We start from the raw sequence: 22,285 nt of genomic DNA on the forward strand, positions 1-22,285 counted from the left end.
CACCCCGTAATCGCCATCGAGATTGCGTCAGACCTCTTATTCAAAGCCGGTTCACAAATGGGGCTCGCGGATCGCTGCCCCGGCGGATGTCAGTAAGCGTCCTCCCGGTCCCACCTTCCGTTTTCCGATCTGAACGCGGAGTCTGACAATCCAACGCGAGGATCGATTTGTGTCTGGATTTGACCATAGGCTTGACCCTGAGCGACTGGTGCGCCGGGTTGAGATCATCAACGGGGCTGGCGGACGCCGGCATTGGTCGGCGGACGACAAGGCGCGGATCCTGGAAGAGACGCTGGCGCCGGGAGCGGTGGTTTCCGAGGTAGCGCGTCGCCACGGCCTTCGACCACAGCAGGTCTTCGGATGGCGCCGGGAGGCCCGAATCGGGCCTGGGGCCGGATCGGTGGTGCCGAGCTTCGTGCCGGTGATGGTCGAGGGGATGCATCCGGCTCAGGCGGTTTTACCAACCAAACCAAAGCGCCGCCGGAGGACGGCACCGCGGCCGAGCGGCGGCATCGAGCTGGAGATCGAGGGTGTCGTGGTGCGGGTGGGATCGGGCACGAACGCCAAGACCATCGCAGCGGTGATACAGGCGCTGAAGGGCGGTTCGTGATCGGGCCGACGGGCGCGGTCCGCGTGATGGTGGCGACCAGGCCTGTGGACTTCCGCAAAGGGGCCGAGGGTCTGGCCGCGCTGGTGCGCGAGACGATGGGCGCCGATCCGTTCTCAGGTGCGGTCTACGTCTTCCGCGCCAAGCGGGCCGACCGGATCAAGCTGGTGTTCTGGGACGGCACAGGCGTGGTGCTGGTGGCCAAACGTCTGGAGGACGGCGAGTTCCGCTGGCCGAAGGCCGAGGACAGCGTCCTGCATCTGACGGCGGCGCAGCTCTCAGCCCTTCTGGAAGGGCTCGACTGGCGCCGCGTCCACGCTGTGCGCGAGACCCGCGTGCCGGCTCTGCCGGGATAACGGAAAAGCGGCAAAGTCTGTTGCTGCCGGCATGAGGAGGTGATTCACTTCCCCCCATGACCCTGGCGGCTGACACGCTTCCCGACGATCCTGGCACGCTCAAAGCGATGCTGATCGCCGAGCATCTGCGGGCTGAACGTCTCGAGCAGATCATCAAGGAATTGCAGCGCCACCGCTTCGGCCGCCGGGCCGAGACGCTGCCGGAGGATCAGCTTCTGCTCGGCCTCGAAGAGGTCGAACAAGGCGTCGCCGCTGACGAGGCTGCCGAAGAGACCGCGGCTCCGGCAGTGCGGACAGAGCACGCCGCCAAGCGTCGGGCCAACCGAGGCTCGCTGCCTGCCCATCTCCCGCGGATCGAGACCGTCGTCGATATCGAGGACAAGGCCTGTCCGTGCTGCCGCCATGCCCTGCATGTCATCGGTGAGGATGTCACCGAGCGGCTCGACATCGTGCCGGCCCAGTTCCGGGTTCTCGTCACCCGCCGTCCCCGCTACGGCTGCCGGGCCTGCGAAGGCGTCGTCGTCCAGGCGCCGGCACCGGCGCGACTGATCGAGGGCGGCATTCCGACCGAGGCGACCGTTGCTCAGGTGCTCGTCTCCAAATATGCCGACCATCTGCCGCTCTACCGTCAGGCGCAGATCTACGCCCGCCAGGGCGTGCATCTCGATCGCTCGACGCTCGCCGACTGGGTCGGAAGAGCGGCCTTCTTGCTCCGGCCAGTCCACGAACGGTTGCTGGGGCATCTGAGGGCGTCCTCGAAGCTGTTTGCGGACGAGACGACCGCGCCGGTGCTCGATCCCGGCCGCGGCCGGACGAAGACAGGCCAACTCTTCGCCTATGCCCGCGATGACCGACCCTTCGACGGCGCGGATCCGCCCGCCGTCGCCTATGTCTACGCGCCCGACCGAAAGGCCGAACGACCCATTGCTCATCTCCAGGGCTTTACCGGCATCCTCCAGGTCGATGGCTATGGAGGCTACAAGGTGCTGGCCGAGAAGGGCGACGTGAAGCTTGCCTTCTGCTGGGCTCACGTCCGCCGGCGCTTCTACGAACTCGCTGCCGCCGGCCCCGCACCGATCGCAACAGAGATGCTGGAGCGCATCGCCGCGCTCTACAGGATCGAGACCGAGATCCGCGGACGGAGCGGCGAACTGCGTCGCCTGGCAAGGCAGGAGCGAATCCGGCCGATCCTCGACGCGATCGAGCCGTTCCTGCGCGAGAAGATCCAACTCATCAGCCAGAAGACCAAGCTGGCCGAGGCCATCCGCTACACGCTCTCACGTTGGGAGGGGCTCTGCCGCTTCGCCGACGATGGCCGCGTTGAAATCGACAACAACACCGTCGAGCGCTCAATCCGCCCGCTCGCCCTGACCCGCAAGAACGCCCTCTTCGCCGGCTCGGACGGCGGTGCCGGCCACTGGGCCGTCGTCGCCTCGCTCGTCGGAACCTGCAAACTCAACGGCGTCGATCCACAGGCCTACCTCACCGACGTCATCACGATGATCGTTCAGGGCCACCCCAATAGTGAGATTGATGATCTCATGCCGTGGAAGTTCAAGCCGAAAAATGAGCTCGCTGCCGTGGCCTGAGGACGACGCTTACGATGGCGATACTGGCTGATCCACTTCGCCAACGCCTATCGGGCGCGGCAGGTCTACAACAACATCCTCCACGACAATGCGAGCCTACAGGCGCACGTGGGGCGCCCGGGCCTTAATATGCTGTCCTACGATCCCCGACACGACGAAGGGATGCTCTATCTCTTCGACGACAATGGGCGGGCCTCGGCAAAAACCCAACTCCTGGATGACATCCCCCGCCTCGTGACCGAGGCCGGCGATGCGATATCGGTGATGGAATTCTACGAAAGCATTTACAATTTCACCCCCGCCCATGCCGACGATGTTCATGCGGCGATCATTGAGAATCCGGACCTGGAGGTGATTACGCCAGCGGGCGGGGAGCGTCGCAGAGCCAACACGATCGCCGTCAACGACGTCATAAAGCTAAAGAACCAGCGCAGCTTCTTCCCGATGTTCCTGAACGCAGGCACGAAGAAGTAAGGATCTGTGCCAGAATGCTCCCGTCTCGGCTAAAACTCAACCGAGACGAGGAACGATCATTTCCCAACAAAGTCCATCACATCGGCAGCGGTTTGCAGTTGATCGACGATCGTCGATTGGGTCAGTCCATCCTTATGCAGGCGCTCCTTCGCTTCGTCCTTCCAGAATAAATCACTGTGAGGAGGGAGCTTCGCTTTCAGTTCCCGGATGGTCTGGATGGCCTTCTTCGCCCATTTCTGAAAGTCGTCAACAGACCAGTAAAGCACCTTCTTCAAGGCAGGTTTCGCACCAATGCCAGCCTTGACGCACGGCGTGACGAGAATGGCAGTCAGGTTCAGATCACTGGCTCCCGGCACATTTTCCTTAATCCAGTCGGGGTGCATCGCAGCCTGTTTCGCCTTTTCGGCTCCGAAGACCGTTGTAGCAACGCCGTTCGCGTGATCTTCGAAGACGATGCCCTTTGTCTCACCAAGCCACCATGGATCGGGGGCGGCATCTGACTCTCCGTTCCCGGCAATGAATCCGAGCAACTCTCCCAATTCGCGCTGGCCTTCTTCGAATGTCTCCGGTTGTCTTAAGCTCTTGAGGATGCGCTTGGCCTTCTTCTCGAATGCGCGGTCGTTCGCCGTACCCATCGCAAGTAGCGCCGCTTCAAGGCGTTCGACCTGAACGATGGCGTCCTCATCTACGATCTCGGATTCGGCTGCCTCATCCGTCGATTGCGCCTTCGCAAGCCGCGCCAGCCAACCCACACCCGGCGCCGCCTTCATTGCTTCGGCAAACTGCTCACGCGCAGCCTGCTGATGCGCATCGTTTGCGACTTTCGACATCGACCAGGCCACGGCGCCTGCAAGATAGTGCCACAGGGCGCGATAACCGCGCAGTTCGGGCGCCGTTAGTTTCGCCGTAATAGCACGGGCTTCGACGAGCGCTGTATCGGCGTCTCCCATCCATAGCGCCTTCGAATAGCGCACCTCATGGGCAACGACATCTTCGAGAATGTCCATCGCGGGATATGGCGTCTGAGTGTAACTGTTTGCTTCATTCAGAATCTCTGCGTTCGCCTCGGCCCAATCATTCTTGTTGGCGAGAAAACTCTTGAAGTTACCAATGAGATCGTCGGTTTCGACATCCTTTGATTGCTCGACACCGAAGGCGAGCTCGGCCTGTAGCTCGGGATGGAAATGCGCCCAGTTGCGATCGTCGGCAAGATATTCAAGCAGTTCATGCCCGGTAACAAACACTGCGGAACGATCCTGAAGGGCACGAGTGCAGCGCCCGGCTGCCTGCAACACACGAGTCTGGAGGCGTTCGTTGAACAAAGCCATCGCGCCCATCTTGGTCATCAGGAAACGTTCCTGGGCATTGGTCGCTTTGGGCAGACCATCTAGGCACAGGAGGCGGCATTCGTCGTTGGGAAAATCGATACCGTCGAAGCGGCCGGCCATGATGGCTGCGGCCTTATCAGCGCCGACAAAATCCTCCTTCGAGTGTTCGATGTCGGCGGCGTTGAAAACCTCGAAGCCGTCGAGTTCCTCGACCTGTTTTCGGATAGTCGCCGCCGCTGCATCGTTTGGCGTCAAGACAACCGATCGCCCGGCGAGTTTCTGCATCTTTAGACGCAGTTTTTCGCAGTCGGCCGGCTCAAGCGACAGGCCTGGAAAAATGAAGAAGCGGCGTCCTACGCCCGTCGACCGGAATCCTTCAGGTGCCGGGAGGCGCCTGATCGAGGAGGTTCCTGTCAATCGCTCCAGATCACCCCCGGCACCCAGTGTCGCGGACATGAAGATCCGCTGCGTCGCATTGGCGAAAGGGGCATGGGTCCAGACCGGCGGGATGAGCGGGCGGATAAGGATTTCGCGCGACGCAAGATAGACATGGCACGACGACAAATGATCGCGCAGCAATCGCCAGCGGAACGTCACGTCGTCGCTGGCATCAGAATTGGCGTCCAAAACCGCGGTGAGCTTCGGCGCGATTTCCTGAAGGACGGTAGACGGCAGTTTGTCAACCCATGTCGCATCCGAAGGATCTCTCCACTCTCCGGTAAGACGCGCGTGGGACTGGCCGGTCAGATAAGGGCGCAGCAGGTCACTGACGGCAGCATGAAGCTCGGCATGTTCCTCGTCTCCCGCCGGAATCTCCAAGGACCACATCTTGGCGATGTAGTTCTCGGCGGCGTGAGCATCGTCAATGATGATGACATCAGGGTTGCTGAAGAAGGGGTTGACGTTGAACAGGCTTGAATAGGTCGTGACAGCGACCTTGCTTCCGGTCGTGTAATCCGACTTCGCTGCCGCCGGATAATTCTTCTTCGCGCTGGTGAAGCCAACGGCGTCGATACCGTAGCGATTCTGCGCTTGATCAACTGTCTGGTTGACGAGTTGTCGCGTCGGGCAAAGATAAACAACCCGATCATTAAACTTGCGCCGCCGCCATTCCGCGATCAGCAAACCGACGAGCGTCTTTCCGCTTCCCGTTGGCAACTGAAGTGCGACATCCTTCTCCTCAACCATCTGGTCGCCATAAGCGCGAAGCATGTCGCGCTGGTGGGTCATGACGTCCGGCAGTTTTCGCCGTGTCAAAGTCTGGAAAAGTTTGGCCGGCGAATCGGGTGCGCTTAAGGTTGCAGTGTTCTTCTTGAATGCCATGAAAAGAGGGTGCCTTCCGGAAATAAATCAACAACTTCTGCTTCTATTGAGTTTCAAAAAAGAAATGCGACGAGGTGAACCGTCGAAGATCGAGGCTGCAAACTACCATTTGAAGCGCAACTGTCATCATATAACATGGAGCGGGTGCTTGCAGCACACAGGAGACGTTTGTCACTTTCCGTCTGTCAGATCCCGACCCAAAAATCGGGCAAGGCATCGGTGATCGGCGGCTGCGCTAAACTGACGAAAACTTAAAACGATGCCTAAGGAGGAGTTCAACCAGGCTAGTATCGACACCTCGCAGCCGTGCATACCAATGCTTTCGCGTCAATCAGGCAAATCAACTCCCGGCTCGACGTCGACCTCACGCAAATCGAACAGAACCATATCATCCGGCATTGCGATCCCGGCGCCGTCCTGCCATTCAACGCCTTCAATTCGGCGCCCTATATTAATTTCGCGAGGTATACCGATGAGCATTGCCGGTTCTTGGAGTTCCCTCGCTCGGTCTTGAGCCTCGCGAACTGCCAGCCAGTCCGTTTTGTTGCGAACCGGGCGGATGCCGAACCGGGTGACCAGCGCAGCAACGAGGCTACCTTCGAACGGCGACTTTTCCTGCGGACGTGGCGCGAGGACCTCGCGACCTTCGTAGATTGGAGCATTCGCCAAGCTGGTCGTTGGTCTGTCTGGCAGACGCGGTCGCTCCACGAACACAGAATCCCCTGAAACCTCAGTTTCAGGCCGTACGTATCGGTAAGCATCTATGGTCTGCAGCCCCAAATCCAACGGTGCGTCGGCTGATACAATGACGCCGTCGGTGATGTCTGTTTCATCGACCCCAGGGCCTCCACCGAGAGGCCAATCGCGTGACTCTGGAACGGGTCCAGGCTTGGCGCGGACGACCACTGTGTGATCCTTCTCAGCCGCTGCGAGAACCTTATTCGCGTTGGCTAAGCCAAATCCAGGTGCAATGCTGTCGAGCCACGCCCGTGTGATCGCTTCACGATGCCGGTCTGCCTCTTCCGGCTCGAATGGAGTGTCCGAAACAGGGGGATCCCAAAGAAGTGTTATCGGTGGTCCTCCGCGCTGATCCGTTGACCATCGTGATGCTGCCACCCACTCTGCAGGGTGGGTCACTCTCCCAGCGATCACGCTCGAGACGCGGCTAAACTGCTTTTTGCCTTCTGCCACACAGCGAGGCGGATCCCTGGTTAGGAAATCGTTCGCCGTCAGACTGCCTTTGGCCTCGCAGAGCACGAACCTGTTGTTCCTGCTGTCCCAAGCCAACCAATCGGGGATGTCGCCGGCTGCATTGCGGGTAACTGCGATCGACCCGGGAAGGGTGATGCCGTTACGCTTAAGCGATACGAAACGGCTGAGACCCAAATGATGAGTCAGCAGCGCCCGAGCCATGAAGCGGCCGTACAAGCCGGAATAGCTCCGTCGGAGTTCGGCGCTCTCCGCCAAATCCCCATTCCAGCGCAACTCGTGCGATTCAGTTGAGCTCAAATGCGAACGAAACAATGTTAGCCAAGCCGAAACCATGGGCGAGCCCTGAAGGGTCTCTTCCGCGGCGGCGCGGGCCAGCCACCATAGGCTGATCGGTACATCGCCCACCGATCTGTTGCCAGCCGCATCAACGACCTTGTGCCTTGTCCATCTGTAACTCGTCATTGGTCGTTCCCCCACTCTGTAACTCTATGAGACGGTTGGAAACGAAAAGTCGCCGAGCCTCTTGAAAAACATTCTGCACTCTTGAGTTGATATCAGTCTTACTCGCGCTGCAAGGCACGAATGGAAACTGTGTTCGAATGCATTGTCGTTTCTAAACGCAGAGCTGTTCCTACTCTGCCAGCCAGACCGCCGATATACGACCCCAATGCCGCATCAGCTGAGGCCGCGCCTAAGACAAGGTGTGGCATAGGCTCTTCTAGCCGGCTGGCGGCTAGAAAACGAACTACGTGTCCGCTCCAACGATGGTCTTAGCGCCATCTCGCGCCCGCTGAATCGTCAAGCGACTGACCGCGAATTCACGGGCCAGCGCCGAGATCGACACCCCCTCCCCTAGCCTTTCGCAGACAACGCGCTTCTGCTCTGCTGTCAGCTTGGCCGGACGGCCCAGCACTTTCCCCTGTTCCTTGGCGCGTACGAGGCCGGCATGGGTGCGTTCGATGAGGAGATCGCGTTCGAATTCAGCAACAGCGTTGATGACGCTCATTGTCATGCGGCCCGTCGAACTCGTCAGATCGACGCCGCCTAGCGCCAAGCAGTGGACCTTGACGCCAATCGCGGCCAAGAGCTCGACCGTCGCGCGCACGTCCATCGCGTTGCGACCGAGCCGGTCCATTTTGGTGACGACGAGGACGTCCCCCTCCTCCATCCGCTCAAGGAGCTTTCGGAAGCCTTCGCGCTCTCTAGCCGCGAGCGAGCCGGAAACAGTTTCGGAGACCACGCGCCGGACTTGGACCTCGAACCCCGCGTCACGGATCTCGCCGATCTGGTTGTCGGTGGTTTGGCCGTTGGTGGAGACGCGGACATAGGCGAAAAGTCGGGACATGGGCGCTCAAATCTGCTCCAAAACGTCCTGATATTATAGCGCATGCCCAAAACTGATGAAAGCTGGTTTCTGCGCATATGTCTTTATCCCCGCTCGAAACCGATCGTTTAAGCGCAGGTCATGCGGTTTTGAAAGGCCATGAGCGTCTTCGATCTTTGTATTTGTAGAATTACCGGTTTACCATGGTCTATGCACTGTCACGTATTTCTGGCATATAAGTCACATTCTGCTTTGCAAAGTGCATGGCGCATTGAAAGGTTTAGGCCATGCCTGCAGTCAAAGGCAAGATTGTCGAAGGGGGGCGGGTGATCCTGCCGGCAGCATTTCGTAAATCGATGGGATTGCAGAAGGGCGATACCGTTCTGATCGAACTGCACGGCGAAGAGGTTCGCATCCGCCCTGCCCGTTCGGCGTTGCGGCGTCTGCAGGAGAAGCTGCGCGACTATGCACCGGAAAACGGATCAGTGGCAGACGAGCTGATAGCCGAACGGCGTCAGGAAGCGGAAAGGAAATAGCAGATGGCCTGCGTTCTCGATGCGTCCGCCGTTCTCTGCCTGCTTTTTTCCGAGAAAGGGTCCGAGAAGGTTGAAGCCCGGCTCGGCGATGCCAGCATGTCCGTCGTCAACTACACCGAGGTACTCTCCAAGCTGATCGATCGTGGCCTCGGTGCAATCGAGGCGGTGCAGGATCTATCCGACCTCGACATCACCATCGTCCCCGTGGGTCAGGACGTCGCCGAAGAGGCCGCACGTCTGCGATCGGTGTCGAAGGAAGTGGGTCTGTCGCTGGGTGATCGGTTCTGCCTCGCACTGGCCAAGAAACTGGGGGCGTCGGCCCTCACGAGCGATCGGACCTGGAAGGAAATCGCCAAGGCTGCCGGCGTTAAGGTCGAGGTCGTTCGCTGAAGCGGGTTGTGAGGATGGAAGGAGACAAGCCGATGGCGAGCGACCAGCCCTTCCTGACGGAATTCTTCGGCGTGCCCTCGCCCTCCCCACGCGCGCTTGCCAAGACCCGCCGACCCACCCCTTCGCGACGCATCGTGGGAAGTCCCCTGGCCCACAGGAAAGCCTTGAAGATCGACATCTCCTTGGTCGAGCGCTTGGAGTCGACCGGGCGGTATCGTGTCCTTCGCAAGCTCGAGCCTCGACCTATCATGCCTCAGCACTGGCTGCCGGCGGACCGTCAGCCGGGATTCTGGCCGCGGCTCAGCATCATCCTAGAGACCAAGACGACGGGTATCGACCATGCCACGCACGAAGTCATCGAACTCGGCATGGTCGCTTTCGCCTGTGACGAAATCGGCATGCTGGGTGTCGTCGGTGTTCTCTCGGAATTGCAGGAGCCCTCGCAGCCGATCAGTGCCGAGATCAACCCAATGTTCCGGTTGAAAGCGGCGGCGGTCCACTGCTTCTGCCGACCAAACCCATTGAGACGCCGAGGATCCCATGGCTGAGCCGTTGCTGTCGACGATCAAACGGCTCTTCTTTGAGGCGGGCCGGCGCTGCGCCTTTCCGGGCTGCGCCGTACGGCTCGTAGACGAGAGCGGGGCGATCATTGGCGAGATTTGCCATATGAAGGCCCGCAATGCGCATGGGCCGCGCTATGATCCCAGCCAGAGCGAAACTGAGCGGCAGAGCTATGACAATCTGCTGCTGCTTTGCCCGACGCATCACCGGACAATCGACGCCCAACCGGAGGTTTTCTCAGTCGCGCTGCTAAAGGACATGAAGGCGCGGGCCGAGGCGGACCATAGTGAACCTGAGCGTCCTAACGATGCATTCTTTGCGGCCGCCTTGCTGGCCAAGCTGCATGATCTCGTCATCACCGACAACCGAGGCAATATCGCAATCAACAGCCCTGGATCCGTCCAGGCGGGGACGGTCGTTTTCAAGACAACTAAGAGCAAGCCAAAAATCGCTGCGCCCGCCGGATCAATCGGGGCCGACGGCGACCGGCGGCGCTACGTCAAATATCTGATCGATCGCTACATACAGTTTGCGAAGCTTGAGCCCAGCCGGAGCGGCGAATTCAAACATGCGGTGATCTATGCTTCCATCAAACGCGAGTTCGGGTCTCAATGGGAGCTGGTAAGTCTCGCTCGCTTCGCGGACTTATGCGTCTATCTCCAAGCTCGCATTGCCAAGACGAGGTTTGGCAGGATCAATGCGGCGAAGGGCCAGGCTCTCTTTTCGAGCTTTGAAGAATATCTGTCCAAACATGGGGGATGAGCTTGGCGGCCACTTGCGTCGCCTTTCCAGTGTAATTGCCTTTCAGGTAAGGCGTCTCCGGTCAACCTGTCGCGCTCGTCACCATCGGCTGGTGAAGGAGACAAGAAAACGCGCCTGGAACGACAGATCGGTCACCCGATACGCGATTTGCTGAAAGCTGTGACACGGCTGACCTCGATGTCCTCAACGAGATCAGCGTAGACACGCAGAATTTCACGTAATCTAGCGCGGCGAAAGCGCTAAACCACCGGTCATTCCTGACCGGGAGTTAAGCGTTACTCGTTTATCCCGCATCGCGTTTCATCCAGATTGAACGATGCGTTCTTTTTTAGAAGACACCCTTGTCTTTAGCCCTGCGGACACTTATGTCTGGTAGGAGGCGTCAAATATGTCCGTTTGCTGAACATTGCGGATCGCGATAACCTACTGATTTGTTGGCTTCGACAGTCAACGGGAAACGTATCATGTCTATGGAAGCCGAACAACCAGCCGAAGACAAATCCACGCCTGCGTCCAAGACGACGAAAAGCTCTGCCGAAAAATGGGGCCACGCCGTTATGGATCTGGGCTTTTGTGTCGTGCCGTCGCTGCTGCTGCGTGCGCAGCGCCGTCTGAATCTCAGTCCGACCCAGCTCGCGGTGCTGCTGCAGCTCTGCGATTTCTGGTGGGACAAGGAGCGCAAGCCATTCCCGAGCAAGGAGACTCTGTCGCAGCGCCTCAGCTTGAGCGAGCGTCAAATCCAGCGCTACATCGCGGAACTGGAGAAGGAGGGTTTAGTCCAGCGGATCGAGCGGCGCGCCAGCAACGGCGGCAAGCTCAGCAACACCTATGATCTTACCGGACTTGTAAAGAAGCTGCAGACGCTTGAGCCTGACTTCCGCGAAGCGGAGGAAACTGCCCGTGCTGCCCGCAAGGCGGTTACTAAGCGCGGCTACAAGTCCTCGAAAACCCCGGCGACCTCCAAGGAGGCCGCGGCATGATCAGCGAATTGTGGGAGAGAAAAGCCTCTAGAAAGGCTGAGCCCCGGGTGCATGCCAACGGCAGAGGCGTACCCAGGGCCTACGGGAGGCAATATGGGTGATCGGGAGGCAGTAGTCAAGAACGCCTTCTCCTACACCGACGCTATCATCGATGCCTTGGAGACATCGCTGTCGCCGGAGCGAATGGCAACCTATGTCGGCCGGGCGGGAGGCGACCGGGAGAAGGCGGTTCGTCTCTATACATGGAACACTGCGGTGAGCGCAGCCTTTTATGGGCCGCTTCAGGGGCTGGAGATCGCCTTGCGCAATGGGATGCATCGCGAACTTGCAACTCGCTACGGCGCCGACTGGTACGATAATCCGGCAGCGGGGCTCGATGCCGGGACGCTTGCTAGGATTTCTTCGGCCCGCTCGGATCTGCGCCGCTATGGCTATCCCGACGATCCGCCCCACATGGTCGCGGCGCTATCCTTCGGATTCTGGGTCGCCTTGCTTGGTTCGGGCGGACGGCTACCGGGTTACGGCAAGGCCAATTACGACATGACGATCTGGCGTGCCGGTGTTTTCCGTGCTTTCCCGCATGCGCGTCTGAGCCGCAAGGCGGCACACGGGCCCCTCGATTATCTGCGTACCTTCCGGAATCGGATCGCCCATCACGAACCGATCGTCGATCGGCATCTTGCCGCTGACTATGCATCTCTCTTGCAGGTTGCCGGCTGGATCAGCACCGAAACGCGGGCCTGGATCGAGCATCACAGCCGCGTGCCGGCGGTGCTGGCTCAATCGCCTGACGATGCCGGCCTCTTGTTCTGAGTTCCGCTGATGTCTCTGCTCGCTGCCACCCAGATCCCAAAACCTGCCGACGAGCAGGCGTTCGAGCGTGCTTCGGTCGTGTTGTGGCGCGGCCTGCTCAACGATCCCTCCGTTCAGCGGAATGGTCGACGAGGCCAGCGCCAGAATGGTGTCGACCTTTTCGGCCTGCGTGACGGAAACGTCGACTGGCACGTCGGCATCCAGTGCAAGCTGAAGAGCGAGGGGCACGTGCTTTCCGAAGATGAGGTTCGCGCCGAGATCAAAAAGGCACTGACCTTCAAGCCGCCTCTCAGTGAATACTACGTGATCACGACGGCGCCCGATGACGTCGCGATGCAGGAGCTGGCGCGCCGGATCACGCGGGAGTTGGCTGCGGTCGGCACGCCAATGCGCGTCTTCGTATGGGGATGGAACACGCTTGAAGAGCGAATTAGCGAGGATGCGGCCGCTCGCAAAGCCTTCGATCCAACCTACACGCTCTTTAGCGAGGAAATCCTCGCCGAGACCAAATCCCTTTCCATCGGACAGGAAGAGGCACGAGCCGAGATCGCCACGGTAACGGCTGGAATGATGCGTGTGGAAGCAATGCTTGCCGCGCGACTGGTTACGTCTCCGGGCGACAGCACCGTCACGGTAAACGCCATCGAGGCCCATCTCGATGCAGAGATTGACGAGTACCGCGATCTTCTCAACAGCGGCAAGACACTGACCGCGATGCCGCTTCTGGAGCGGCTATTGGCACGGGTCGGCGATACCGCCTCAGGCCGAATACTGTTTCGCATCCAGGCGAATATCGGCCATTGCCTTCTGGCGCTCGGACGGGATGCCGAGGCTGCCACCATGCTGCTCGCCTCCTACGACCACGCGCCAGACGAGCCGAAGGCGGTCGCCAACAAGGCTTTCGGCCTCCTGCTCCAGGGCGATTGGGAGGACGTGATGGTGTTCGGAAGGTCCTGCCTCGCAGCCGACCCTTCGAACGAATGGCTCGCCGGCTATCTCGTCCAGGCCGCTAGGTTCGACCTGACTGTGACCGATCCGCTTGGGCTCGTTCCGAAGGCGCTGCGCGAAACCGCGACCGTGCAGATCGGTTGGATCGATTTCGTCAGGCGCCGCGGCGAACCGGGAGAATGGTGGGGGCCAGTCCGCAAGACGCTCGCTATGCATCCGACCGACCCTCATGTCGTGCAGTTCGCTGCCGAGGCCGACCTCGATGAAATCCTGACCAGCCAGCGTTTCCAGCGCACGCGCGTTCTGTGTTTAGCGGAGCGGCAGCGATTGCAGGCGGCGACCGAGGCACTTGCTTCCCAATGGGATCTCGAAAGCGTTACCGACGGCCCTTTGCGAACCGAAGATGCGGCCCTCTGCGGCAACCTCGTGGTAGGGCTGGCTGCCCTAGAAGAGTTTCCCAAGGCGCTCGACATTGCCCGCCAGGGTCTCGCTCTTGCGTCGGATGACGCCGAGCTTCTCATCCGCGCTGCTATGGTCGCTATCGAAGCGGGCGATGAAGCCTTCGCAGCGGAGCTTCTTCCCAGGCTCCCGGTAACCGCCGACAGCGTCGTGATGAAATTCCGCTATCACGCGGAGCGAGCCGATTGGCCGGAGATCGTCGCGCTATTCGAGAACAATGCGTCGCTGATCCCCTCAACCGAGGAGGCCATTATCAAAGCTATCGCAGGCCTCGCGGCCGTCAGGATCGACATTGACGATCCCGAGGAACGCCGACGTAGGATCGCGATCGTTTCCAACGACGCGGCGCACGATCCGCGTGCTTCCATTGTCGTTGCCGATTTTGCGCGCGGGGAGAAGATTGAGGATATCGCCGACGCCGCTTTCGAGGCGGCCCTGAAACAAATCGACGATGACAGTCCCGCAGCCGACCGGTTAATGGTGGCGCACCATGCCAACCGCCGCGGCGATGCCGCGATCGTCATCGGCTTGCTGGATGGCAGAGTGGCGGAAGACCACAACAGCAACGAACTGCGGATGTTGGCGCGGGCCTTCGTCAATGACAGCCCGATCCGCCAGCGTGCGCTTTCGTTCTTCGCCAGGCTTCCCGAAGCGGTTCGCGAGCATCCCTATTACCTGCACGCCGAAGGCCTGCTGCACTTCAATCGCGGCGCGCTGTCAGAAGCCGAAGCCGCGTTGCGAAAGGCCGTCTTGGCCGAGCCCGATCTCGACAATTACATCGCGCTTTTTTCCGTTCTGCATCGCCTCGATCGTGGCGACGAGGTGAAGGGGCTCGTCGAGGGCATCGATCTGGCGACGGTCAAAGGTACTCCTGCTCAGAAGATGTTTCTCGCGCAGGTCATGCGAAAATGCGGTCAGGGACCGAGGGCGATTCAGTATGCCTATAGCGTCCTGCAATTCGCTCGCAACGATCACAAAGCTGCCCTGCGCTACTTCGGGCTGATTATGATGGATCCCGACAAGGGTCTGATCCCGCTCGTGGAGACTGTTGCGTCTGACATCTGGGTACGACTCGAAAACGACCGGCATGAGCGTTATGCATTTCTCATCGAGGAGGGAGGGGATCGACCGGCGGATGATATCGTGAGCCCAACCCATCCGATGGCCGCCGCCGCTCTCGGGCTTCGGGTCGGTGAAGAATTCGAGATGCCGGTTCCGCTCGGTGGCACGCGGCGGTGGCGCGTCGCCGAGATCAAGCACAAATATCTACATGCCCTTCACGACATCATGGAGAACTTCGAGAACCGATTTCCGGGTGCCAGAGGCTTCTACAAGTTCACAATGCAGGAGGGCGACATCCAGCCAGCGTTGGACCAAATCCGGCGCGCGGCGGAAGGCAATCGCAACCGCGCCGATCTTTATCTGAAGAACAACTGCCCCATCAGCTTTGTCGTGGCAAAGAGCGGTCATGATACGATCCGCTTTGTCGAGTATATTCGCTTCCTCGATTTCGACATCCGCGCCTGTGTAGGCAATGAACCGGAGCGTGCGGCAGCCCACAATCTCCTCGAGACCCATCGTCATTCAGGAGCGGTGCTCGACGCCTACACTGCCTGGACAGTATCCACCATGGATGCCTTCGATGTGCTCGAAGCGGTTTTCGGCACGCTGATCGTTCCACAAACAGTTATCGACGAGATCAGGACCCTTCGGGACGACCAGGAAACGACCGCTGAGCGGTCGATGACGATGACGTGGCACAAGGGCCAGTACATCCGGCAAGAGCACACGAGGGAGGATATTGCCGCTCGGCGCAACCACATCGTCGAACAGCTCACACGCATCGAGGCAGCCTGCGAGGTTCGCTCCGTTGTGGCTCCCGACCATCCGAGCGAGATCGCCTCCCTCATAAGCCAGTCGTTCGGCAGCTATGTTCTTGATGCCGCTAACCTTGCCGGGACGGACCACCTCCTCGTTTCCGAAGACATGTATTATCGCCAGTACGCCGAGGCCTGCTGTGCGGCGAAAGGACTGTGGCTGCAAGCCATCTTCTCATTTGCCTACGAGACAGGTTTGATCGACGGTCGACGTTATGTCGATCTTGTGGTGAAGCTCGCTTGGCGACGTCATGGCCATCTCGCTCTCAACGCAGCAACCATTCTCGCGGTCCTTCGAGCTGAAGACGACCAACGGCAACATAATTTCGAGGCGGTCGCTAATTTCATCGGCACGCAGAACGCCGACCTTCAATCACATATCGCAGTGGCAACCGAGTTTCTGAACCAGCTTTGGCGCGAATCTGATGGATTCAATCTGCCGTGCATGCAAGCGACGAGCGCTCTTCTGGAGCGGATCGTTCGGTTTCGAACCGGAGATTGGGCTTTTGTGCTCGCGCTTCTCAAGCGTGGCTGTGTGGCGACAGCGCAGGACCACATTGACCGATGGATCGCCGGTCATTTTCTGTCTGCCGGGGAAGTCACTGCGGCCACGCGTGAGATTGACGATATCGCCGAGGGAATGCGTTCGCGAAAAACGGGGCGCGGAGTCAGGAAGTCGATCTCGGCACCAAATAAAAGAAAGATCCACCGTGCAAGGCGGTGATCAGGTGCCTCCATTCGGCGGATCGTCGGTAGCCATGCTCGAAATAGCGGCGAAATAGGAACGTGCTCGAATGATCGAGCGGACTGCCGCAGCGCGAGCGCAAGCGGTGGCGCAAAGAGTAGAACTCGGCCGTAAACCCAAAATTAGGTCATTACCGCAGCGCTAAATTTGGGCAAGGCTTGCGACCTTTGAAGGCACGAGGGCTGACGCATGTCGATGCCAAGTGGAAACCGGTTCGTCCGTACTTCCTATGGAGCGGTCATGCTGAGGCCATGACGCGTTCGCACAGGAGATCGAAGCCGGCGCGCCCGTACGTCGTTCTCTTGATCATCTTGAGATGGCTGATCTGTCCTTCCACGGGGCTGGTCGTCCACGGGGTGTTGATCGCTCCCGCGAGCGCGTCGATGTCGCGGTGGAGGTTGAGCGAGGCGATGCCTCCGGCTCAGGCGGTTTTACCAACCAAGCCGAAGCGCCGAAGGTGAACGGCATCGCGGCCGAATGGCGGGATCGAGGGTGTCGTTGTGCGGGTGAGATCGGGCACGAACGACAAGACCATCGCGGTGGTGATACAGTCGCTGAAGGGCGGTTCGTGATCGGGCCGACTGCCATGCGCTGCTCGAGGTCCTCACATATCCAGCGCGAACGCAGGCGCTGCCACCATTCCAGCAACCACTGGCGTCGTCGCTGCAGCTGCCTAGCGTCCCGAGGCGGGAAGGCGGGTTTGGGGCCGGTAGCGGTCAGTCAGCTTCTGGCGGACGACTCGAGCAAAGCCGCCTTTGAACATGCAGTTGAAATAACGAGGGTAACGCGCACATCCGTGTCACTTTTCTTGACCGTCACGGTCATCGCCATCACAGTGAGCGCACGATGGAACGCGCGATTCACAAAGACGGAAAGCTTGGGTCCAGCCCCGCGTCGCGCGGCGGCGCCGGCACGTATATCGAAGGCCAACTCGGCGCATTCTATCTGCTGGCGATGCTCAAAGGCAACGCGGCAGTGGGACTTCCCGCCGCTCGGGTTTCTGCCATCCGTTTTCAGGGCACAGAGCATGGCTTCGCGCTCGACGACCTGATTGTTCATGCTACGGGTGTCGCGGGTGAGGCGCTGCTCGAGATCCAGTCGAAGCGCGACATCACCTTCGCACCGCGTGATCCAGTCTATGCCGACGTCGCAGTGCAGATCGCCCGTACTGCGACAACCACCGTTCCTGAGGAGCGGCACCTTCTCGGGGTCGCGACGCAGCGAACCAGCAGGCAGATTTCGGGAGCCTATCAGGACGTGCTCAAATGGGCGCGCGACTCCGACACCGCTGAGGCATTCTTTAAGCGTATTGCGGCTAAGGGCGTCGGCAGTGAGGACAAGCGCACTTTTGTCACGACCACGCGTGACCATCTCGTAGCTGCCGGCGTGGCCGACAACGACGAGACAATCTGGCGTATCCTGCGCCGCATGCTGATCCTTGAGTTCGATTTTGAAGCGGCGGCGTCGGTGACGCGCAGCTACGGGGTGGCGCTTGCCCGCACCGCACTCGGCGATGCCGACGCGCACCGGTCCGAAGCGCTGTGGAGCAAGCTGATCGATCTCTCGATCGCAACGGGCACGACTGGCGGCGAAATCGATCCGGTCACGTTGCGTGTGAAACTTGCCGAGGGTGGTTTCCAGCTCGCGGGCGACCGTAGCTACGGCCCAGCGCGCGAGAGGATCGCTGAAGCGGCGCAGATGACCCTGGCGGGCATCGGTACCAAGGTGGCGGGGGTGACTCTACCTCGGCTCGAAGCGGTCGCGGAGCTGGACCAAGCGCTTGATAATCACCGGTTCGTTGAGATACGGGGAGCGCCCGGCGTCGGTAAATCCTGGGCTTTGCGTAACCTAGCCGACCGTATTGCGCAGCACTCACCCGTTATTGTACTCGACCCGGTTGGCACGCCTGCAGGCGGCTGGATCGCGTTTGCAAATGCTTTTGGCATTCCCGGTACAGCCGCTTCGTTCCTAACCGACTATGCGGCAAGCGGCGGCGCGACCTTGTTCATCGACGGGCTCGACATGTTTGTTGATGCTGCAAGTCGGCGCACCGTCAGCGAATTGTTGCTGGCCGCCCAGGCAATCTCGGAATTTCGGGTCGTTGCAACCAGCCGCACGATCGCCAATATCGACGCCGAGCCATGGCTGGACGACGATCTTATAATCGCGTTTGGCGGCATCCATTCGGTCCGGGTTGAGACGCTTAGCGACGCGGAGGTCGAAGCGTTAATCGAACAGGCGCCTGAATTGCGCGCGCTGCTGGATCCTAGTCATCCGGCGGCCCCGCTTGCCCGCAATCTTTACCGATTGTCCCGCCTGCTCAAGATGCCGAGCGCAACCGAAGTTCGTACCGAAGCAGCGCTTGCGCAACTATGGTGGCAGAGTGCGGACGGCGCCGGTCAATCCGAAGTGCGGGCGACCCAGCGAATCCTGGCCGATCTGGCGGCACGCGCGCTCAAGGGTGAGACCGGCATCGACCTGCAGGCCGACTCGGGCGCGCGCACGCATCTGCTCGAAGCGCTAACCTTGAAGGAGGTTCGTCGCGACCGGCTCGCTTTCTATCATGACGTGCTGCGCGACTGGGCGATCGGCAACTGGATCGCGGAGGATCACACCCGGCTTTCCGGGCTTAATCTGTCCGTGCCGGTTTCGTCGTGGCTTGCGCGCGGAATTGAATTTGCAGGCCGGATCATGCTTGAATCAAGCTCAGGCAGCTCCGGTTGGACCGCACTGCTCGTACAGCTCTCCCCGAAGAGTGCTCATGGGTCTTGGCGTCGGCAGGCGATGCTTGCCTTGGTTCGTTCGGAAGCCGGTTTCGAATTGCTCGAGCGGTCTACCGCGACGTTGCTTGATGACGACGCTACGCTTTTCAGCGAGTTAGTCACGACCGTTGTTGCGGTCGAAACAGTTGCGACGGTTGATGTTGTAACGATGCCGGAGGGCGCGAAAGTGGAGCTTTCGCGATCGCATCGAACCAACGTGACGGGGTCCGCGCTGTGGCTGTTGCAGTGGGTACTGAATCACACTGCCGAGATTCCCCTGTCGGCGATCGGTTCGGTCGTGAAACTGGTCGAAGTTCAGATCATGGTCCTGAAATATCTGCCGATGATCGCGAAGTCGGCAGTTGAAATGCTGTTCGGTTGGCTGCGCCAGCTCGACCTCCGCGAGGCGGCCGTGACCATTCCCGGTGTAACCTTGGGTGATCGCGCAGCTAGCGATGGGCGGCAGCGGATGATCGGTAACCTAAGGGCCGTGGCGCTGCTGCTTGGCGATCGAGCCCCTGATCAACTGAAGGCGTATCTGACGGAGGTCACTGCGGAAAATGATCACTACAAGATTAAGGAAATCCGCCTGTTCAGCCAAGCGATCGCCTCTGCTGCGCCGGCAGAATTGGCGGCGCTCATCCTCGGCAGCCTGGTCGAGAAGCGCGACCGCCGACGCGGTTCCCGTGATACGTTGCATGGTGCCTTTACGTTTTCCGATACCGATTATCTCCCGCCCTCTCCCGCACAGCCGCCATTTTTGCCTTTGCTCGAGGCGGAACCTGAAGAAGGTTTGAAGCTAATTCGGACGCTGGTCCGCGAAGTGGTTGAGTATAACGCTATGAGCCGCGATCCTGGCGACAACGGCTTCACGGTCGTTCTTGACGGGAAGCCGCGCTTCTTTCCCTGGGCCACAAGCTTTTTCTGGTCACGGGGCCAGATCAATGAGTATGCCGCCGCGTCAGGGCTAATGGCGCTCGAAGCCTGGAGCCAGAACCGGCTGGACGATGGCGATCCGGTTGAGGCCGTCCTAGCCGATATTCTCGGCCCCGAGGAAAGCTGCGCTGCATACTTGCTGATAGCAATTGACGTGCTGCTATCTCATTTCGATGTGGGACGCGACGCGCTCGCGCCATTTCTCGCAAATCCGGAACTGCTGGCAGCAGACTTCCAACGCTCGACCCGAGATCAGACGAATTTCGGCAGTATGGCGTTTGGTTTGGCGCAAGAACCGGTGGGGAAGACGCGACTGGAGGATCTCAACTCGAGACCGTCGCGCAAGGTATCGTTGATCAACGCGGTACCGTACTATCTTCGCGACGATCCGATCGGGAATGCGCTACGCGAACAGCTCAGCGCGGCGGTCGAGAAGCTGGAGCCGTTCGACGTACACTCCTCTTGGGTTGATCCACGTTTGATCGCCCGTGTCGTCCGCAACATGCTCGATCTTGGCAACTGGATCGAGAGGGAAGACGGAAATTCAGCCTATCAGCCACCGCCGGATGAGGCGGCGCACGTCGCGCAGATGAGCGAGCGCCATGGTGTAAGGGTCCCGTCGATCAACCTGGAATCGTGCATCAGCCTCGCGCTTGAAGGCGGCGAGCAGGCCAGCGCGGAGACCGCACGGATGGCGGTCGAATATGCGGAAGGCGGCCTGCCGGATGACAGCGATACCGACCATCTGAAATCGCGCTCAACCCGGTTGATCTCGACGGCTTTGCTAGTCGCGCGAGATGGCGACGATGCCTTATTCGAACAGCACGAGGATTGGGTGCGGCAAGTGATCTACCTCGGCCTCGCCGAAGAGTCAGACCGACTTGGAGGCTCAAGCGATACGCTCCGCTACAACCGACCCGCAATCTCGATGCTGGCGCTCATTCACCTTTGGGTGCGCAAGCGAGAGGCGGCGGACCGCGACGCTCTGATCCGGCTGACCACTCGTCGCGACCGCATCGCTGCGCCGGCCTTCTCGGCCGGCCTCAATGCTATTCTCAATGTTGAACCCGATCTCTTAAAGGCGGCGATGCGGGCGGCATTCGCGAGCATGACCTGGCGTTGGCAGGGATATAGAGACGGAACAGAATCTGAACATGAGGCTTTCGAGAACGCGCGTGCTGAAGAGATAGAAGTGGCGATCGGCGCAGAGATCGGCTGGCTGAATGGCGACCTGGAGCCGGCGTGGCCGAAATGGCCCAAGGAGCATCCACACTTGCGTCGCGCGCTCGTGTTGCGGACGCGGAGGCCTGAATCTGTGATGCCCGAAGAATTTGACACGGACACTTCACTTGTTGACTCCTCTACCGAGAAGCCGTCGATCATCCATGTCGACAGCCGGGCGGCGGCACAGTGGCTGGCGATGGTCGAGACGGGCCCGAAAAGCGTGGTTCCTTGGCGCCAGGAGGTCACAAGCGCCTATCTCGACTGGACGTCAAGGATGAATGGGCTGGGCATGCCGGTTGAAGCCGAGATCGACGGCAAGCCCATGGAATGGAATGCCCAATTCTACATCCTGTTCGCTGAACGGCTTCTGGACGCCGAGCAGGGGCGGTTTGACCAAGGTCTGCGTATGGTGACCGGTCTTCCAGACAAGTCTTTCTGTGATGTCGCGCCGAGCGTCATCCAGGCCGCCGATGCGCTGTATTTCAATGACCCCGCGCGTCCAGCCGCGCGGCCCGTCGCTCTGCGCTCCGCGCTGACCGGGCGTGTAATGAAGCTCCGCCGCTGGGAACATGCGAGCGATCCGGCAAGTCCTCGTGTGGATACGGAAACTGCAGGGGTGGTGGCCAAGGTTTTGTTCAACAACCACAATCCGTTCTCGATCACTGCAAGCTATCTACCACCATTACTGTTCGATCGAGTCGATCCATTGCTGGACACGGTGCGGCCATTGATGGCTGGCGGCCCGACGAGCTTCGTCGCTCTGTGCACAATGAACCTGCTGCTGGTCGCGCCGCAGCCGCGCCATATCAATTTCCTGCTAAACGCCGTTGAGACCTGGTTCAGCCGTACCCAAGCAGTCGGGTTCTGGATCGCCACCGGGATCGGTGGGCAGGTGGTAAAATGGTTCAAAGCAGTGATCACTGAGGAGCCAGGCCTCCTTTTGCCCGAGCATCCCTATCGCGACCGCATCGATCGAGTTTTAGGCTATATTGTCGGTGTGGGCTTAGCGGAGGCGCATGAACTCGAATTGCAGGTTGAAGAGCGCGCGCAAGCTGTGCGGCTCGCGGAGTAACAAAGCG

14 protein-coding genes and 1 pseudogene are annotated in these 22,285 nt (G+C 60.0%); 12 read left to right on the plus strand and 3 right to left on the minus strand.

All coding sequences use genetic code 11. From position 1 onward, the window contains the following. Positions 1-265: 265 nt before the first annotated feature. From C8J36_RS25435 to C8J36_RS20240, 4 genes and pseudogenes are all read left to right on the plus strand, one after another. A pseudogene (locus C8J36_RS25435) lies at positions 266-373 on the plus strand (transposase); the annotation flags it as partial. 233 nt (positions 374-606) lie between these two features. Then, complete coding sequence (gene tnpB, locus C8J36_RS20230) at positions 607-963, plus strand: IS66 family insertion sequence element accessory protein TnpB (RefSeq protein ID WP_132537146.1); 357 nt, start codon at positions 607-609, stop codon at positions 961-963. Between the two features lie 56 nt (positions 964-1,019). Continuing rightward, positions 1,020-2,552: an IS66 family transposase gene (locus tag C8J36_RS20235; RefSeq protein WP_132537147.1), complete on the plus strand. Its 1,533-nt coding sequence runs from the start codon at positions 1,020-1,022 to the stop codon at positions 2,550-2,552. A gap of 129 nt (positions 2,553-2,681) precedes the next feature. Continuing rightward, complete coding sequence (locus tag C8J36_RS20240; protein ID WP_245506654.1) at positions 2,682-3,026, plus strand: hypothetical protein; 345 nt, start codon at positions 2,682-2,684, stop codon at positions 3,024-3,026. Positions 3,027-3,082: 56 nt separating this feature from the next. On the opposite strand, the gene C8J36_RS20245 is transcribed toward C8J36_RS20240, so the two are convergent. From C8J36_RS20245 to C8J36_RS20255, 3 genes are all read right to left on the minus strand, one after another. Then, on the minus strand, positions 3,083-5,677 hold the full coding sequence (locus C8J36_RS20245) for a DEAD/DEAH box helicase (RefSeq protein WP_132537148.1): 2,595 nt from the start codon (positions 5,675-5,677) through the stop codon (positions 3,083-3,085). A gap of 327 nt (positions 5,678-6,004) precedes the next feature. Continuing rightward, on the minus strand, positions 6,005-7,351 hold the full coding sequence (locus tag C8J36_RS20250) for a hypothetical protein (RefSeq protein WP_132537149.1): 1,347 nt from the start codon (positions 7,349-7,351) through the stop codon (positions 6,005-6,007). A gap of 283 nt (positions 7,352-7,634) precedes the next feature. Then, positions 7,635-8,234, minus strand: coding sequence for a recombinase family protein (locus C8J36_RS20255; RefSeq protein WP_132537150.1), 600 nt, complete (start codon positions 8,232-8,234; stop codon positions 7,635-7,637). Positions 8,235-8,500: 266 nt separating this feature from the next. Between C8J36_RS20255 and C8J36_RS20260 the strand changes: the two genes are divergently transcribed. The 8 genes from C8J36_RS20260 (at position 8,501) to C8J36_RS20295 (ending at position 22,278) form a co-directional block, all read left to right on the plus strand. Beyond that, the gene (locus C8J36_RS20260) at positions 8,501-8,749 is read left to right on the plus strand and encodes an AbrB/MazE/SpoVT family DNA-binding domain-containing protein (RefSeq protein ID WP_132537151.1); all 249 of its coding nucleotides are present in this window, start codon (positions 8,501-8,503) and stop codon (positions 8,747-8,749) included. Positions 8,750-8,752: 3 nt separating this feature from the next. Then, complete coding sequence (locus tag C8J36_RS20265; RefSeq protein WP_132537152.1) at positions 8,753-9,139, plus strand: type II toxin-antitoxin system VapC family toxin; 387 nt, start codon at positions 8,753-8,755, stop codon at positions 9,137-9,139. A 32-nt stretch (positions 9,140-9,171) separates the two neighbouring features. After that, positions 9,172-9,687, plus strand: coding sequence for a hypothetical protein (locus C8J36_RS20270; RefSeq protein ID WP_132537153.1), 516 nt, complete (start codon positions 9,172-9,174; stop codon positions 9,685-9,687). Beyond that, entirely contained in the window at positions 9,680-10,462 is a 783-nt protein-coding gene (locus C8J36_RS20275) for an HNH endonuclease signature motif containing protein (protein WP_132537154.1), read from the plus strand. The genes C8J36_RS20270 and C8J36_RS20275 overlap by 8 nt, the downstream gene beginning before the upstream one ends. A 464-nt stretch (positions 10,463-10,926) precedes the next feature. Then, positions 10,927-11,442 (plus strand): helix-turn-helix domain-containing protein, encoded by a 516-nt coding sequence (locus tag C8J36_RS20280; RefSeq protein ID WP_132537155.1) that lies wholly within the window; start codon positions 10,927-10,929, stop codon positions 11,440-11,442. A 93-nt stretch (positions 11,443-11,535) separates the two neighbouring features. Then, the gene (locus C8J36_RS20285) at positions 11,536-12,255 is read left to right on the plus strand and encodes a hypothetical protein (RefSeq protein ID WP_132537156.1); all 720 of its coding nucleotides are present in this window, start codon (positions 11,536-11,538) and stop codon (positions 12,253-12,255) included. 9 nt (positions 12,256-12,264) lie between these two features. After that, complete coding sequence (locus tag C8J36_RS20290; protein ID WP_132537157.1) at positions 12,265-16,263, plus strand: GreA/GreB family elongation factor; 3,999 nt, start codon at positions 12,265-12,267, stop codon at positions 16,261-16,263. Positions 16,264-17,130: 867 nt separating this feature from the next. Beyond that, positions 17,131-22,278: an ATP-binding protein gene (locus C8J36_RS20295; protein WP_132537158.1), complete on the plus strand. Its 5,148-nt coding sequence runs from the start codon at positions 17,131-17,133 to the stop codon at positions 22,276-22,278. Positions 22,279-22,285: the final 7 nt, after the last annotated feature.

The sequence above is a fragment of the Rhizobium sp. PP-F2F-G48 genome (genome assembly GCF_004342335.1).
In the GTDB taxonomy this organism is placed as follows: Bacteria; Pseudomonadota; Alphaproteobacteria; order Rhizobiales; family Rhizobiaceae; genus Ferranicluibacter.